We start from the raw sequence: 15,619 nt of genomic DNA, 5'->3' as shown, positions 1-15,619 counted from the left end.
ACTGCCATATTATTGAGACCGGCAATGATTCCTGGCGCTTCAGGCACAGTGAATCGACGCGGAAGACATCCCCCAGAAAGGGCTCGAAGAAGGGAGAAACAGGACTAGCGACCGAAGACTTATCCACAGCAGCGTAGCCGTCTACGCATAAAAAGGGTGGGTCAAAATTCGATGAAAATCGTGGGTCACTTTTACGTGAACATCAACAGTATTGGCAGCAAAGAGGGCAACGTCAATGGCCAAGAAAAAGCCTGTCGCCACCCAACAAAGGACTAAGTTATAGCCCCACCCGTAGCGGATAACGAAGAAAGTAAGAATGGTCGTCATTAGCATGGTGGCAGTAACCGCAATACCGTAGGCTGCGGCGAGATGGGTTGAATCGCCGAAACCGACAACAGCAACAACGACGGCTGCGAATTGCAACCAGTTGATGAAGGGAATGTATACCTGGCCCATTTCTCGTGCTGAGGTGTACACCACGCGCATACGGGGAATAAATCCGAGAGCGACGGCTTGTTGAGTAATGGAGAATGTCCCGGATATGGTGGCCTGCGAAGCGATGACCGTTGCCATTGTGGACAACACGACTAGTGGATAAATGCTCCAAGAGCCAAGCTGTTGAAAGAAGGGATTGCTAACTGCTTCAGGGTTGGAGAGAAGCAGAGCACCCTGCCCAAGATAGTTCAGAGCGAGGCCCGGGAACACCACGGTAAACCAGGCGAGCCGAATTGGGCGCTTGCCGAAGTGCCCCATGTCGGCATAGAGCGCCTCGGCGCCTGTGAACGCAAGGACGACCGCGCCGAGGGCGAGAAAGGCTAACCATCCATTCCGCGCGAGGAATTGAACGGCATGCCAGGGATTAAGTGCATGCAGAATTTGCGGATTGGCGACAATATTCACCAGTCCCATTGCAGCCAGGGCCATAAACCAAACCAACGTCACTGGCCCAAACCAGTTGCCGATGCCGGCTGTTCCTCTTTTTTGAAGCGCATAAAGAGCAAATAATATGATGACGGTCAGAGGTACGACATATGGCTTCAGTGCGGGTGTTGCGACCTCAAGTCCCTCGACCGCCGATAGCACTGAAATCGCGGGCGTGATAACGCCGTCGCCGAAAAATAGCGCCGCACCGATGAGGCCCACCAGCGTCAACGGATAGTACCAATGCGACTTTGCAGTAACTGAGGCCAGGGCGAGCGCAACCAACGCCATGATGCCACCTTCGCCCCGATTATCCGCGCGCAGAATGAGCGTCACGTATTTGAGCGAGACTACAATGATTAGCCCCCAGAGTATGAGCGACACAACACCTAGCAAATTTGCTTCGTTGAGGGGAACGCCGTGCTCAGGCGAAAATACCTCCTTCATCGTATATAGTGGACTGGTCCCGATATCGCCGTACACGACACCGATGGCGGCGAGGGTTAGCGTTACGATACGGGATTTTTGAGAGTCGTGCGGTAAGGCGATGGCAGTAGGCTGCATGGTTCTCTTGATGTCAATTTTCGGAGGCAAAGTTGGTTTCAGTTCGACAAAAGTAGTCGATAGCCAACCCCGGTCTCGGTTAGCAGGAACTGCGGCTGTGCTGGGTCGGCCTCAAGTTTTTGCCGGAGATGACCCATGTAGATTCGCAGGTAATGCGAGCTGTCGGCATGCGACGGTCCCCAAACTCTCTGCAGAAGTTGTTGCGTAGTGACGACTCGACCGGCACTTGCGATAAGAGCAAGCAGTAGACGATACTCTGTGGGCGACAAACGCACTACCTGGCCGCCTTTCTTGATTAAGCGCGCTTGGGCATCAACGGTGACGTCACCAAACTGAATCAAACCGGATGCTTGGGTAGGCAATTGCTGGCGCCGAAGTACCGAGCGCATTCTTGCAAGAAGCTCCCCAACACCGAAGGGCTTACCTAAGTAGTCATCTGCGCCGGCGTCCAGTGCCTTGATTTTCTCATTCTCACCGATACGCGCTGAGAGCACGATAATAGGTACCGCGGACCATCGACGAATGTCACTGATGAAATCGACACCGTCTCCGTCGGGTAGACCGAGGTCAAGGATGATTAAGTCAGGTTTGCGAGTACCGGCTTCGATAAGCCCGCGGTGCAACGTTTCAGCTTCGTGGATTTGCCATCCTTCATCCGCAAGGGCTAGCTTGACGAATCTTCGGATTTGCGGCTCGTCTTCAACCAAGACTGCAACTTTATTTGCTTCAGTCATTTGTGCCTCGATGTTCAGGTTCATGCTCGTCGTCTAAGCTCGGCATGTCGGGAGGCTTTCCGAGTGGGAGCGTAAAGACAATGCACGCCCCGCCGCCGGAAGCGTTGTATCCATTGATGAGCCCTTGGTGGGCCTCAACGATGGCACGGCACATGGACAGCCCCAGTCCGACGCCAGGCAATGCTGATTCGCGTTGCCCACGCACGAATTTCTCGAAGATGTCCTGTTCTTGACCTACTGGCAGCCCTGGCCCGGAGTCGCGAACTTCGACTTCAAGCATACCGTTAGACGTTTTCGCGGCAATTGTGATTCGAGCGCGGATAGGTGCATACTTCGCGGCGTTCTCCAGTAGGTTACAAAGCACTCGTTCAATCAATACGGCATCGAATCGGACTAATGGCAGGTCAGAGGGCAAATTAACGCGAATTTCATGGCTAGCTAGGGTGGTTCTGCATGCACGAAGTGCGCTGCCCACAACCTCTTCGAGGTACTGCCACTGCAGATTCAGATTTACTTTGCCGCTTTGGATGCGGGCCATTTCAAGAAGCGTAGATGTCAATTCGTGCATCTTCATCGCTCCTTCATGCAGTGCATTTGCCATTTCCAATTGATGTGGGGCTAACGGAGGCTTGGAAATAGCGAGCGATTCCGATAACCCTACAAGTGAGGTGAGCGGAGTTCGTATATCGTGCGATAGGGCCGAAAGGACTGAATTTCGAAGTCGTTCCGACTCCATGTGCACTATCGCATCTTGGGCGACGTCAATGTAGTGCTGCCTCTCAAGCGCAATCGCGACGAGGGCAGCGAAAGCCATAATCTGGTTGGACTGTTCGGCCATGTGAATTCGCTCGCTTTGTTGGCAGAACAGGGCAAGTACGCCGCGGGCGCGCATCGGTGATATCAGCGGGTAGAAGGCGAATGTGGATGAAGGCATGAAATTGTGCAAAACACCTGCCGGCTTCTCGTTATCGAAGCACCATTGCGCAACCTCTATATCCATTACATTCAAGTGCGGAGAGTTTGACGCTTGGTGGTCATCTGGTGCCTGAGGATTTAGACGGCCTTTGGAATCAGGCACCACGATTACCGACTGCACTCGAAAGGTCTGGTTGATGACATTGCGGGCTATTTCCAGAATCTGTTCGGTCTGCAGGGCGCCGGATAGGTCGCGGGCGAATTCGTAAAGTGCAGTTGACTGCGCTTCTCGCCTGGCGGCCAGTTGGGCTTCCGACCGCAAGCGACTTGTCAACTGCGTGACAAGGAGTCCGACTCCAAGCATGACTGAAAAGGTCACCAGATACTGGACGTCTGATACTTTGAAGGACAGTCGAGGAGGCACGAAGCCAAAGTCAAAGACGGCCACGCTTAAGACTGTCGCGAGAATCGCTGGACCACGCCCAAAGAAGACAGCTACGCTGACCACGCCAAGCAGAAACAGCATGACAATGTTGGCCAAGTCCAAAAAGACCAATAGTGGGGTAGCTACTGCCGCACAAAAAAGTGGGATAGCCACGGCGGCGGCATATGCAGTGTGCCTTCTCGGAACGAGACTAGGTCCCTTTTCGATTTTTCGAACCAGTAACTTGGCCCATGGAAAGCTGCGGATTGTCATGGAGCACTCAATTAACTCTGTCCATCCGTACCGATACCCTCTGCCAACATCTCGGCTTACGACGGCTTCTTGCAGCTAGGGTAGTCAAGAATCAGTAAACGTGGCGTAAAAACTCATTTCATTTGCGTAAATGAAATGTAAACGGAGGCGATTGCAGGCAGCAGGGTCCTCGGGGCAACTTGGCCCGCGAAATCCCATAAATATGGGAACTGGCGGTAACTTTAGCGCTGTTTAAAGCAGAACTTTGTTCGCCTTCTTCGGCAGTGCCGCTTACAATTGGTTTCTTCTGAACAACAAATACTTCGTTGCTTCCAGCGGAGGTAGTGAAGGTCCTTACACCTAAATGACGACCGTATCGGCATTCCAAATTCCTCCGCCGAAGGACTGGCAAGCATTTGAGCGTCTTTGCCGAGACTTGTGGCAGCACGTTTGGGACGACGAATATACGCAGCAAAACGGTCGGACTGGGCAGCGTCAGAATGGCGTGGACGTTTGTGGCCGAAACCGGAAAGACGGGGCATTGGAAGGTGTTCAATGCAAGGGAAAAGACGGCCGTTTCGACCAAGAGCTCACGACGAATGAGCTGGAAGGCGAGGTCAAGAAGGCCCTTACCTTCACACCGAAACTGGACCGGTTTATTTTGGCGACCACCGGGCAGACTGACGTTGCAGTTCAGGAATTGGCAAGAAAGCTGACTGAGGAGCACAAAAAGAAGGGACTTTTCTCAGTTGAAGTTCAAAGCTGGGACCACATCGTCGCAAAGTTCACCGACCACCCCGACGTCTTCGTCGCGCATTACCGTCACATCTTCGAGGCCGTAATGCGAATTGCCGAAGCACGGACCACAAAGCCGCTTATCGCGATACGGCACCAATCCCAACAAGCCACGTCTCCTGCATTCGACCGCATCAATCCCCAGGACATGGGGCGCCCCGTCTTTCCAATCGACTGCGATGCAAGCATCACTTATGAGACCGGTGTGATGAAGGGGCCGGCTGTCGCTCTGATTTGCCAGAGCCAGCTGGCGCGCGACGTAGCATCCGCGTTGCAAAGGTATCCGGAGTCGGAATTGGCGTACTACGGCGTGGCGCACATTCCGCTGGTTTTCCATGCTGGGGCAACTGTTTCGAACAAACGCACAGTTCGTCTTTACGAGCTTGGCCGAACTTCCGGGGCGTTTGTGCCCATCGAGGTCGGCGAGGGACCCGACCTGCAAATTTCGCTGTCCGACGAAGGCGGACCGCAGGACGCAAAGCATGCGGTTATCCGTGTCGCAATCAGCTACCCAGTGCCAATGGACGATGTGACACAAGTCATTTCACATCCCTTCCGTGCCTGGCATCTGACCTTGGGCTCGCCGAAGATTGATGTCGTCACCCACGAGGGGCAAATCGCGACTCTTTGTGCCCACTTCAGGCAGGTGCTTGACACGGTGCACAACGAAATGCCGCCTGACACCCCGTTACATGTCTTTTGCGCCGGCCCGGTGAGCGCTGTTTTTCGACTCGGACAGACTATCAGCCGCACAATTCACGGCCCTGTCTTTGTTTACAACTACTCGGCGCGCGAGACACCGAGATATGCATGGGCAATTGACGTGAACGCTCCCGATGGTAGTTCAGGGCAGTTGTGGACTGCACAGACGGCGAAGGCAATCGCCGCATAACTGGAGCATTGCATGTTTGACGTATCAGCAGAGCTAACGACGTTTTACAACGACCACGTTCGCCTTGGAAAATCCAGGCGAGACGAACTTGCCGGATTCCGCGACACTAATCTGCAGCGGCTTAAGGACGGCCTCGACGCGCTGGGGGAGGACAAAGGCAAGCAGTATCCGCATTTCGTCGACTGGAAGAATCAGGGTAGCTACGCGATGCATACCTTGAACCAGGCCGAGGAGTATGACTACGATATCGATGTCGCGGTCATTTTCAAGAAAGACGACCTTCCGGAAGATGCAGCCGAGGCTCGCACTCGAATACAGGACGCACTTCGTAAGAAGACTAATGGGTTCACCAAAGCCCCCGAAGCCCGCAAGAATGCGGTGACCATTTGGTACTCGGAGGGCTATCACATCGATTTTGCCGTGTATCGTCAGCGCGAGACCTTTTGGGACGGCACGTTCTTGGAGCATGCTGGTTCCGACGGTTGGACGAAACGAAATCCGGAGGACGTGAATGAGTGGTTTACGAAGCAAGTCGACAACCGCAGTCCGAAAGACCAACTTCTCTTTCCTGTAGCCGTAGAACCCAAACAGTTACGGCGCGTCGTCCGCTTGGTAAAGGCATTTGCGAAGTCGCGTAGCGGCTGGTCGCTTCCCGGCGGAATGATTCTTTCAGCTCTAGTGTGTGAGGTGTACAAGCCGCATTCCAAGAGGGACGACATAGCGCTGTATGAGACGCTGAGAGCTTTGCAGGCACGTTTGACCACGCAGAAATCTGTCTTTAGCCCAGTGAACAGCTCTGTTGAACTTACCAACACGCCAGAACGGGCGAAGGAAATTGAACGCCTATCCAAGAATCTCGACCGCCTGCTTTCCAAGCTGGATATTCTTTGGTCCCCGGAATGCAGCAAAGTTCAGGCATTAGCTGCCTGGAACCACATCTTCAACCACAAGTTCTGGTCAACGAGCATTTCTGAAGCAACGGCGGTGAGGGCATCGCAGCGAGACGATTTGGTACTTGAATGCGGAATCGCACCGCGGGAACAGGGGCCGGTAACCTCGACATACAAGAGCAATTCGAAGGCGCTTCCCAAGGGATTGGGCTTGCGATTCACTATCAAGTCAACTTCTGTACCTCCCCCCTACCAATTGAAGTGGACTGTGCAGAACGAGGGTGATGAAGCAACCGACGCAAATCAGCTGACGTGGACCAAGATGACCACGAGCGACAGTCCGGAGATGTGGACCAGCACCACATACAAAGGAAATCAGACGATGAAATGCGAGTTGTACAAAGATGGCGCGTTGCGCGCTTGGGCCACTCACGGAGTTCGCATTGCAGGGCGATGGTAAATCGAGCCATGCATCTTTTAGCAAAATCGTTATGAAGGACGAAGTGCTCAAGAAGGCTGAAATTGACCTGGGTTGGGTAGCCAACTGCTGAACCGATACATGCTGAGTGCCACCGGTGGAGGTTCTTTTTTGAAAGAATAGCTACGCGGGTTTTCAATAGGGATAAGAGGGTATGTAACCTGAAATTTGCGTTCAACATCGACAACTGCGTTCACTACAACGTATTAACTAAGACGACTAAAGGAATAAGCAGAATGGCTATCGTAGCTCTTCGAGGTGCAACTCAAATAAAAGATGACATTGAGCTTCAGGCTCATCTCGCCGCATTGTTACGACTCGAGAATACTGGCTTACTGCTGGGCGCCGGTGCGTCTTGTTCCGCAGGCGGTAAAACGATGGTGAGGCTGTGGAGTGACTTTGTCGATACTTATCCCGACGAGGCGACTTGGCTATTGAATAACAGCTTCATTGGGCCAGACGCTTTGGCGGCCGGCGCGGCGAGGAAGGTGCCAAACGTTGAAGTTTTGGCAGACTCAATAGAAGTGGCATTAATCGAATGGTCGCGCAGCAAAGACGTGCTGTTGGATGAACTGATAAAGGCTCGAGCAGCACTGTTTCGCGCGGTAGTACGTGCTGCTCTCCTGAATCAAGCATGGTGGACCTCGGTAGAAGGTGCGGAGTCAGACTACGCGGCACTCCAACATCACCGCACTATTCTGCAGAAGCTTGTTTCAGCACGCCAACCCGGTCAGGCATCTCCTTGGGTGTTCACAACCAATTATGACTTGGCCGTCGAATGGGCCGCAGAATCCATCGACCTCCAAGTCGTTAATGGCTTCCTCGGGCTGCACAGCCGCCGATTCTCTCCACAAAGCTTCGACCTTGGCTTCAGAAATACCCAGGCTCGAGGTGAAGCTCGTTTCGGCTGCTACAACGTGTATTTGGCGAAGCTGCACGGTTCTCTTACTTGGCAGGAGCACAACGAGCAGCTGTTCGAAATTCCGGCACCTCTCGCTTGGGCCAGGCTTAAAGAGTTTCTTGATGACCCCACGAAGACAGACCTTGGCCTGATGGTGTTGCCACGCGCTGCAAAATACATCCAGACTGTTGGGTTCGCGCTTGGCGAACTTCTTCGACGCTTTTCGGAGTTCCTGTCTCGCCCGCAGACAAGTCTCATTATTAGCGGGTACAGCTTCGGCGATGAACACATCAATCGACTGCTTCGTTCGGCCTTACTTAATCCGACGCTTCAGCTTGTAATTTACTTCCCTGAATTCACTGGAGACGCGGCGGCGACATCGCTTCCTTCGGCCTTGCGAAAGTTGCTCGCCCTCCGAAATCCGCGTGTAACAGTCGTAGGGGGCGGTGAAGCAGCTTTCTTGGACAAATTGGCTAACCACTTGCCGGACCCTCTACTGTATGACGGAGAAATGCAGCGTTTCGAAAAGACGCTTCGCGATGTGCCAGGTGCGGCCACAGAATTTGGCGTGGAGGACCTCGTATGAAAAGTCGGTTCCCCGTAGGGTACGTCGTCCAGATTGACGGCGTGGACATCACATTGAATCTGCTCGATATGCACCGCGGGCAGCTCGCGTCCCACGCCTACGGCGTTTCTATAGTTACTGAAGTCGGTAGTTTGCTTGCGCTCGATGCTGGAAGTCGGGTCTTGGTAATGAAAGTGCTTTCTCAAACATTTGCGGAACCAAAGGAAGCACACCGGTTAGGCGTCGGGTCAAGCACGCATCAAAGCGAACCATTACGCCACGTCTGCGGAATCGTCGTCGGCCGCCTCCTTAAGACTGACGGCCAAATCCAATTTTTAAGCGACTCTCTGACAACGCCACCACTTGGTGCCGAGGCATTCCCGATGACAGAAGCAGAGTTGGCGGCCGTTCTTGGAAGTCAGGCGAACGGTGCCTCCACTATCGTACTTGGCGATGACTTACGTGGCGGGGGGCAGCTTTGTATTGGATTGGAAGACCTTATAGCAAGACACGTTGCTGTCCTTGGTAGCTCTGGGCAGGGAAAGAGCTGCTTCACTGCGGCGGTCATGCAACAGGTAGTACGACTTCCGGGCTCCCGAATCGTAGTCTTCGATATCAATGGTGAATATGAAGATGCCTTTAAGCTGGCAGACCTTCCTGAAGGAGCGGTGAAAGTAACGCGTTTCGGTGGAACAACAGAAGAGGCGTTCCGCATTCCGTACTATGCACTTGGACGCTATGGATTGCAGCGGCTATTAATTCCAAGCGAAAAGACGCAAAGACCAGCTCTTGCTTTTGCCCTCGAAAATCTTGGATATATCAAGTGGTTTCCAAGAGATGGCGGCGCAGGCCTCAGCACGGATAACCAGGCTTTCTTATTCGACGACTGCCGCCCTGGCGGTGCAGCAGAAGCCATGCAGCGCATTTCGGCGCTGCGCGGAAGGCAAGCTCCGGCTGCTGCTGCCTGGCCTCACATGGCTGCACTCGCCAGCTTAATTGCTGAGAGCCATAGCCTCACGACGGGAACTCGAGGTATTGAACGTAATGCGTTTAACTACTCAAACGTCTCACCGCTCATTACCCGGGTGCACCGCTTCATTGACGACCCGATGTTCACTGACGTTGTTGATGTGTCAGGAGGAGCGGGCAGCGCGAACGGGCTTAATTGGGCAGCAGAATCCACAGCTTTGGTAGAAAGAATCTTTGGCGAGAAAGAGGTTTCCTGGCGAGTGCATGTTGTTGACCTTAGAAGGGTTTCACATGACCTGACGCCATTCGTTCTTGGGTCGCTCCTCGAGCTGTATGCCTTCGAACTCTTCAAGCGAGGCCAAGAATCCAAAATTCCGACCCTGCTCGTGTTGGAGGAAGCGCATCATTACCTACGCCCGATTGGCTCAGGCGGAGACTCGTCTGAGAATTCGCTTGCCTATGAGCGTCTGGCAAAGGAGGGGCGAAAATTTGGCCTGGCGCTTTGGCTCAGCACGCAGCGACCGTCGGAAATTTCGCCGACCGTGCTCTCTCAATGCAACAACTGGGTCTCATTTCGCCTAACGTCTGAAAAAGACCTATCCGCTGTTCAAGCTGCGAGTGAATGGGCGGACCGTCGAGAAGTAAAACGCATTGCGGGCCTTGCGCGACAAACAGCAATTGTCTTTGGAGGCAGTATTTCAATGCCTACTTTAATTCGAACACGGGATGCGAACCCACGGCCGCGGTCCGAGGACGGAGCCTTTGACAAATGGGCGTCTCCGAAGGAGAACGATGTGGCGGTCGCTGAAGCAATCCGTCCTGCAGGAGGACTTGCAGTAGATGAAATGAACGCTGCGTAGGCGGTGGTGTGCGGTTTATTCGAAATTTTGTAGCAGTTAACCTATGCTTGAAAAATCAAGAACTTACCGGAATCAGGCTGTGTGATTCCGCAGAAAAAGCCGACTACATGGCCGGCTTTTTTGTTCCGACGGTACAGGGTCAAACTGCTCTTTGACCAACATCTGCAGCTCAAGCTCAAGGAGGCGGTCAAAAGAAATGAGCGTCTTCCTTCCGCAAAGAGCCACAAGCAGGCCAGCTCGCGCCTCCGCGTCGCTCGTTCGTGCATCCGGAAGTGGTGCCATTTCAGAGGCAAGACAGCCACGTCTCGCCGCGCTGCAGGCGTATTGATGAGGCCGACTAAGCTTGCTTGAACGCTCTCCCTGGTTAAGAGAAAGGGTGTGATATCCCAGGAGCAATGGCAGCCCACTTCGTTGCCCTCGACTGACGTCGCGTATATCCTTTTGTGTACGGGAGAGCCTTATTGGGATTCGAGATGGTTGGGACAGAGTGGAGCGCGGCAAGATGGGTACGGAATTGAACGAGCATCGGTACGACCTTATTCATTTCGACCGAGACGTAATGTGCGGTATTGCCGTATTTGTCGGAACACGCATTCCGGTCGAAAACATTACGGCATCACTTGCATGCGGTATGCGCGAAGCCGAAGTACTTGCGGCGTATCCTCAACTGACCCAAGCCCATCTCACCGCAGCAGTCGCATTTGCTGCCTCGCTTCCTGAACGTCAACCTGCTCGCCGTCTCGGCGAGACTAATCCAACCTGGGTTCTTACGACCTCGGGAGTAGTCAGACCCGCGACCCCATAAGCCAAAAGCATCCGTAGGGTCATTCTGTACGCGCGCTACCCTCATCAACACATCCAAAACATAAGTCCTTGAATTCATTACCAATTCAGCCAGGAAATGCTTGACTACTGTGCTTTTATACAGTAAATTAACTCCATCGAATAAATATTCGGGGAGTCGGCCATGCAAGACGAGAAGCATCTCGCTGCGTTGAGAACCTACTGGAAGCGGAACCAAGCGTTTCCGGCGATGGCCAAGCTTTGCGAAGTCGCGGGCCTGTCGTCCACATCCTCGGTTTTCGCGCTCGTCGGCCGGCTCGTGGATGCCGGTTATCTCGACCGGGTCGAAGGCCGCATTGCTACCACCAAAAAGTTCTTCGCCCACCCTGTCGTCAATACCGTTCGCGCCGGCTTGCCGCAGCCCGCGAGCCAGGATTCCGTGGAACTCATCACCATAGATGACTGCCTGATTGACGACCCAAACCGCGCGGTCCTTTGTCGTGTCCGCGATGACAGCATGAAAGACGTCGGCCTGCTCGGTGGCGACCTCGTAGTCGTCGAAAAGAACGCTGCCACAAAACCCGGTGACATTGTCGTCGCCATCGTAGACGGCGACATTGCTGTCAAGACGCTCCGGTTGGACGACCGGCAGCGTTACTACCTTGAAGCCGCCAATTCGGCTTACCCGGACATTCACCCATCTGGCTCACTGGAGATTTTCGGGGTGGTAACCGGCAGCTTCCGCCGATACCGGCGATAAGTTTGTAGTCCCCCCATTTAACGGTAACTCAAGTCCGGCACGCACCTGTGCTGAGGGAAGGTATTTGTCTCGCGGAAGTGCTTAGGGAAGAACCTGTGCGCCTAATAAGCAAACATCGCTTTTGACGTACGTCTTTCAATGGGACAAGAGCAAAGAAGCTGGCGGGCACCACCGCCAAGGTTGCTTCGGCCATGGGCGAAAAGGAAGGAAATGATGAGGATGACGCGAACTGCCGAACGGATTCTGTTTCTGGACTTTGACGGCGTTTTGCACGATGAAAACGTGCTCTTTCACCCAAAGCGAGGAATCTTCATGAATACGCCCGGGCGGGTGCTTTTTGAGTGGACGCCCATATTGGAAGAGCTTCTTGCGCCATACCCGGAAGTTGCGATTGTTCTGTCTACGTCCTGGGTACGCGTAAGGGGTTTTTCATTTGCTCGGAGCCGGCTTAGCCCAATGCTGCAATCGAGAGTGATTGGAGCGACTTTCCACAGCCGGTATATGCATCCTGTCGCATTCGGCCATCTACCCAGAGGGGTGCAGGTTTCAGACGACATGCTGCGACGAGGACCAAAAAGCTGGTTTGCCCTGGACGATGACGACTTCGGCTGGCCGGCTTGGTGCAGGGATAACCTCATCAAAACAAACGGCCACATGGGGATAAGCGAACCAAAAACTCAGTACGCAATACAAGAGATGCTTAAGCGGTTATAGCCCTCGCTCGAAATTGTTCGGTTTTTAATCGACGCCCTCCGGCGGTATCAAAACAAAACAGTCTCCTTCCGTAAACGGCCAGATTTTCTAAAAAGGGAATGCCATGTGCAATGACGCTGACGATTCGCCAGACGCGAGCGGAACCGACTTTGTGGCGAGATTGACTGAGGTGCCTGCCGACTTCCCGAGAAGTGTTGTACACGGCGCAGTGGCCGGCGAAACGGCCAAGGTCCGCCTTGTCGAGTATGCGGGGCGCTATTACGAGGAAGGTTGCACGCCGCCAGAGATTGTTACGCGTTGGGATGGGTGTGAAGACTTGGCACGGCAAATTGCGGAAAAGGCGCTGGCGTCAAAGCATGGCAAGCGCAAGGAGATGACGGAGGTCGCAATCCTCGAGCAGTATTTGCCTCGTTTGATAGCAACCGGGTGGGTGTCGGAAGCGGAAGCCCGATGGGTCATTCGACGGGTAGCCGCAATCTTGAATTGGCCACGGCCGCCTACTGCAGAAGCATGAGGGCAGCCAATTTGAATGAACTAAGCATTTCGTACAACTTGAATTACACCGACTTTCCGGAAATTTATAACGAGGTATGGGGCAGCACTTTCTTCTCACTGCAGCGGCACGCGACATGTCAATCAGGGAGGTTCTTAAGCGAATGCTGGAAATTTTTTAGATTCTCGAGCTAAGAATATCCAGGAAAAAGCCATATGGATGAGGCATTGACCAGAAAAAGTAGGCGGCTCATCAGAGTGCTACGACATAGGCCAGAGAGCATTGGCATCAAACTGGACAAGCACGGCTGGGCAGCCCTGCCTTCTGAGTTGAGTGCAAAGGTGGCTAACGCCAGCACGAATGTTGGGGTTCCAATTGACGGAAACCCAAGCCTGTACTGGCGCGAAGCGCTTATTCCTTTGAGAACGCAGCCACGCGACTTTCTCCCCCAATCTGGCGGGTAGGTCGAAGGCACAAAAGAACCGTCAAAACTACGTCACAAACCGTAGAAAGTCATTACTGGCACGGGTTACCGGCGATTGCACCTCGATTGCGAAGCGCTTCGCGAAGCACTTCTATTTACCAAGTGCAAAGCCGGCAATTCGAAAGAATTGCCGGCTTTTTCCTTTTTCGGGCTACAGTCTGATGGCGCTCAGTCGTCCGCGCTCTCCATCTGCGACTGCAGGTAATTCTGCAATCCGACATCCTTGATCAGACCCTGCTGCGTCTCGATCCAGTCGATGGCTTCTTCGCAGTGCTCCAGCAAATCCTCGAGCAGTTCGCGGCTGACGTAATCATTGGCAGCCTCGCAGTTGGAAATCGCCTGCACCAGGAATTGGTGATGGCTCTTTTCGTAGCGGAGGTCGCAGTCCAGGCACTCGGCCGGGTCTTCGCCGATCATGAGCTTGCCGAGGTCCTGCAGGTTCGGCAGGCCTTCCAGGAACAGGACACGCTCGATCAGCTTGTCGGCTTCCTTCATCACCCGGATCGACTGCTTGTATTCGTAATGGTCGAGATGACCCAGCCCCCAGTTCCTGAACATGCGCGCATGCAGGAAATACTGGTTGATGGCCGTCAGTTCGTTCTTCAGGACCTTGTTGAGAAGTGTGATGATTTGCGCGTCGCCTTTCATTTCCTGTGCTCCTTGTTCTTGTCAGGAAGATGCTTCCGATTTCATCTGGCTTTGCTGGTAGTTCTGCAAGCCGACAAAGCCAATCAGGCGAAGCTGCTGTTCGAGCCAGTACGCGTGGTCCATCTCGGTGTCTTCGAGCTGGCTGACGAGCATGTCCCGCGTGACGTAGTCCCTGGCGGTTTCGCATGCGGCAATGGCTTTCTTCAGTTCGCCGACGACGTGGTATTCGACATCGAGGTCGGCCTGCAGCATTTCGGGAACCGTGCTGCCGATCTTCAGTGGATTTCGCTTGCTGAGGTCGGGCGTCCCCTCGAGGAACAGGATGCGCTGGATGAGTGCGCGCGCGTGCTGGCGCTCGTGGTCGGATTCGTGGAGGCTGTGTTCCGCGAGATGTCCGAAACCGAAGTTTGCGTACATCTCGCCATGGATCAGGTACTGATCGATTGCGGTCAGCTCGCCGGCCAGCAGACCGTTCAGGATGGTGATGATTCCGGCATCGCCTTTCATTGCTTACTCCTTGAGGAAATGGCAATAGATAAGCGTGGCACGTGCCGGGGGCAGGGTCAAGGTATCGCCGTCATTTCGTTAGTGATTCTCATTTCAAATGACCTCGCTCGCCCCCGGGGAATCAGCCCTTCCCCATATGGGCAAGCACCTGCTCGCGCAGCTGTGCCGGGCTGAACTGGGTGTAGTCCTTGTTGATCTCCAACTTCACTGCCGACTCGAGTTCCGGCGCCAGCAGCTTGCGCAGCATGCCGAGGAATTGCGGCGACACGACCAGCGTAAGTTGCTGGAAGCGCCCTTCCTGATGGGCCTTTCGCAGGAAGCCGGCGATGTCGCGGGCAAAGAGTTCGGCCATGTGCTCGTCGGGCATGGTGGCCGGCTGGTATTGCTTGTTGGGCGTGGCGCCGCCGGTGTTGTGAACGCTCTTGGTGCCGGAGGTCGGGCCGAGCTTGTCGGTTTCGCTCGCATCCAGGATGCGCTCGCGCACGCTGTCATTGACCATGTCATTGATTTCTTCCAGCTGGTCGGAAGGCTGCTCCTGGGAAAAGAACCTGGCGCGGCTGGCATTGGCTGAAACTATCCAAGTGGTGTTCATGGCATCCCCGTTGTTGAACTGGTAAGCAACTTCGATGCGCATGGATGGGGAATCGTTCCTTGGCCGGGCAATCGAACGGCAGCGTTTCCCCGGAAGGAATATGAACGGATCAGCCCGGTTTTGCGCCCGCTGAACGGCCGATCTTGGCGACCGCGACTTCGCGCGCCCGTTCGGTGGCCGCTTCCTCGGTAAGGAAGACCGTATCCAGGCTGACCCGCTGGCGCGGAATGAGGGCGGCGCGGAAGGCCGGATTGCGGGTCACGTCGTAAATGGCGATGTACGCCGCCCAGCCCTTGCCCAGGCACAAGGCTTCGCCGCCGTATTCGACCAGGTACTCGCCGATGTATTCAGTAGCCATGCTGTCCGCGCGCAGTTTCCACAGACTTCAAGGATAGCCTCCACAGGCGGTTCCTGTCTCGCCCGTTCTTGCGTCAGGCTTTCCGCTGCCCCGCGTTGGCGCGGATGAAGTCCGCGATCT

At 54.4% G+C, this 15,619-nt stretch carries 13 protein-coding genes and 1 pseudogene; 7 read left to right on the top strand and 7 right to left on the bottom strand.

Features of this window, described 5'->3' with window-relative positions; genetic code table 11:
- Positions 1–198: 198 nt before the first annotated feature.
- The 3 genes and pseudogenes from AYR66_RS27200 to AYR66_RS27190 all read right to left on the bottom strand — a co-directional run.
- Positions 199–1,485 (bottom strand): annotated as a pseudogene (locus AYR66_RS27200) (potassium transporter Kup); the annotation flags it as partial.
- Between the two features lie 38 nt (positions 1,486–1,523).
- Positions 1,524–2,243 (bottom strand): two-component system response regulator KdpE, encoded by a 720-nt coding sequence (gene kdpE, locus AYR66_RS27195; protein WP_420093148.1) that lies wholly within the window; start codon positions 2,241–2,243, stop codon positions 1,524–1,526.
- A complete protein-coding gene (locus AYR66_RS27190) occupies positions 2,212–3,831 on the bottom strand; it encodes a DUF4118 domain-containing protein (protein WP_088710659.1) in 1,620 nt (539 codons plus the stop codon). The genes kdpE and AYR66_RS27190 overlap by 32 nt, the downstream gene beginning before the upstream one ends.
- A gap of 343 nt (positions 3,832–4,174) precedes the next feature.
- On the opposite strand from AYR66_RS27190, the gene AYR66_RS27185 reads away from it, so the two are divergent.
- The 7 genes from AYR66_RS27185 (at position 4,175) to AYR66_RS27155 (ending at position 12,417) form a co-directional block, all read left to right on the top strand.
- Positions 4,175–5,497 (top strand): SAVED domain-containing protein, encoded by a 1,323-nt coding sequence (locus tag AYR66_RS27185; protein ID WP_088710658.1) that lies wholly within the window; start codon positions 4,175–4,177, stop codon positions 5,495–5,497.
- A gap of 12 nt (positions 5,498–5,509) precedes the next feature.
- A complete protein-coding gene (locus tag AYR66_RS27180; protein WP_234815103.1) occupies positions 5,510–6,847 on the top strand; it encodes a nucleotide-binding domain-containing protein in 1,338 nt (445 codons plus the stop codon).
- Positions 6,848–7,101: 254 nt separating this feature from the next.
- On the top strand, positions 7,102–8,352 hold the full coding sequence (locus AYR66_RS27175; protein ID WP_088710657.1) for an SIR2 family anti-phage-associated protein: 1,251 nt from the start codon (positions 7,102–7,104) through the stop codon (positions 8,350–8,352).
- Positions 8,349–10,160 carry an anti-phage-associated helicase HerA gene (herA, locus tag AYR66_RS27170; protein ID WP_088710656.1) on the top strand — a complete coding sequence of 604 codons (1,812 nt, stop codon included), beginning with the start codon at positions 8,349–8,351 and terminating at the stop codon, positions 10,158–10,160. The genes AYR66_RS27175 and herA overlap by 4 nt, the downstream gene beginning before the upstream one ends.
- A 502-nt stretch (positions 10,161–10,662) precedes the next feature.
- Positions 10,663–10,965 (top strand): DUF433 domain-containing protein, encoded by a 303-nt coding sequence (locus AYR66_RS30635; RefSeq protein ID WP_141104347.1) that lies wholly within the window; start codon positions 10,663–10,665, stop codon positions 10,963–10,965.
- A gap of 162 nt (positions 10,966–11,127) precedes the next feature.
- A complete protein-coding gene (locus AYR66_RS27160) occupies positions 11,128–11,703 on the top strand; it encodes a LexA family protein (protein ID WP_088710654.1) in 576 nt (191 codons plus the stop codon).
- 138 nt (positions 11,704–11,841) lie between these two features.
- On the top strand, positions 11,842–12,417 hold the full coding sequence (locus tag AYR66_RS27155) for an HAD domain-containing protein (RefSeq protein ID WP_337367512.1): 576 nt from the start codon (positions 11,842–11,844) through the stop codon (positions 12,415–12,417).
- A 1,145-nt stretch (positions 12,418–13,562) separates the two neighbouring features.
- Here the strand turns inward: AYR66_RS27155 and bfr (AYR66_RS27145) are convergent.
- From bfr (AYR66_RS27145) to AYR66_RS27130, 4 genes are all read right to left on the bottom strand, one after another.
- Positions 13,563–14,042, bottom strand: coding sequence for a bacterioferritin (gene bfr / locus AYR66_RS27145; RefSeq protein WP_088710652.1), 480 nt, complete (start codon positions 14,040–14,042; stop codon positions 13,563–13,565).
- Between the two features lie 21 nt (positions 14,043–14,063).
- Complete coding sequence (gene bfr, locus AYR66_RS27140; RefSeq protein WP_088710651.1) at positions 14,064–14,549, bottom strand: bacterioferritin; 486 nt, start codon at positions 14,547–14,549, stop codon at positions 14,064–14,066.
- 121 nt (positions 14,550–14,670) lie between these two features.
- Positions 14,671–15,183, bottom strand: coding sequence for a host attachment protein (locus tag AYR66_RS27135; RefSeq protein ID WP_234815102.1), 513 nt, complete (start codon positions 15,181–15,183; stop codon positions 14,671–14,673).
- Between the two features lie 67 nt (positions 15,184–15,250).
- A complete protein-coding gene (locus AYR66_RS27130; RefSeq protein WP_088710650.1) occupies positions 15,251–15,499 on the bottom strand; it encodes a hypothetical protein in 249 nt (82 codons plus the stop codon).
- Positions 15,500–15,619 lie beyond the last annotated feature (120 nt).

Origin of the sequence: Noviherbaspirillum denitrificans, assembly GCF_002211445.1 — a bacterium.
Taxonomy (GTDB): Bacteria; Pseudomonadota; Gammaproteobacteria; order Burkholderiales; family Burkholderiaceae_D; genus Noviherbaspirillum; species Noviherbaspirillum denitrificans.
This window is presented reverse-complemented; position numbering and strand designations above follow the sequence as displayed.

Bases quoted from the DNA above. Each gene is read 5' to 3' on its own strand.
- kdpE (WP_420093148.1), bottom strand. From the start codon at position 2,243: ATGAACCTGAACATCGAGGCACAAATGACTGAAGCAAATAAAGTTGCA.
- AYR66_RS27190 (WP_088710659.1), bottom strand. From the start codon at position 3,831: ATGACAATCCGCAGCTTTCCATGGGCCAAGTTACTGGTTCGAAAAATC.
- AYR66_RS27185 (WP_088710658.1), top strand. From the start codon at position 4,175: ATGACGACCGTATCGGCATTCCAAATTCCTCCGCCGAAGGACTGGCAA.
- AYR66_RS27180 (WP_234815103.1), top strand. From the start codon at position 5,510: ATGTTTGACGTATCAGCAGAGCTAACGACGTTTTACAACGACCACGTT.
- AYR66_RS27175 (WP_088710657.1), top strand. From the start codon at position 7,102: ATGGCTATCGTAGCTCTTCGAGGTGCAACTCAAATAAAAGATGACATT.
- herA (WP_088710656.1), top strand. From the start codon at position 8,349: ATGAAAAGTCGGTTCCCCGTAGGGTACGTCGTCCAGATTGACGGCGTG.
- AYR66_RS30635 (WP_141104347.1), top strand. From the start codon at position 10,663: ATGGGTACGGAATTGAACGAGCATCGGTACGACCTTATTCATTTCGAC.
- AYR66_RS27160 (WP_088710654.1), top strand. From the start codon at position 11,128: ATGCAAGACGAGAAGCATCTCGCTGCGTTGAGAACCTACTGGAAGCGG.
- AYR66_RS27155 (WP_337367512.1), top strand. From the start codon at position 11,842: ATGGGACAAGAGCAAAGAAGCTGGCGGGCACCACCGCCAAGGTTGCTT.
- bfr (WP_088710652.1), bottom strand. From the start codon at position 14,042: ATGAAAGGCGACGCGCAAATCATCACACTTCTCAACAAGGTCCTGAAG.
- bfr (WP_088710651.1), bottom strand. From the start codon at position 14,549: ATGAAAGGCGATGCCGGAATCATCACCATCCTGAACGGTCTGCTGGCC.
- AYR66_RS27135 (WP_234815102.1), bottom strand. From the start codon at position 15,183: ATGCGCATCGAAGTTGCTTACCAGTTCAACAACGGGGATGCCATGAAC.
- AYR66_RS27130 (WP_088710650.1), bottom strand. From the start codon at position 15,499: ATGGCTACTGAATACATCGGCGAGTACCTGGTCGAATACGGCGGCGAA.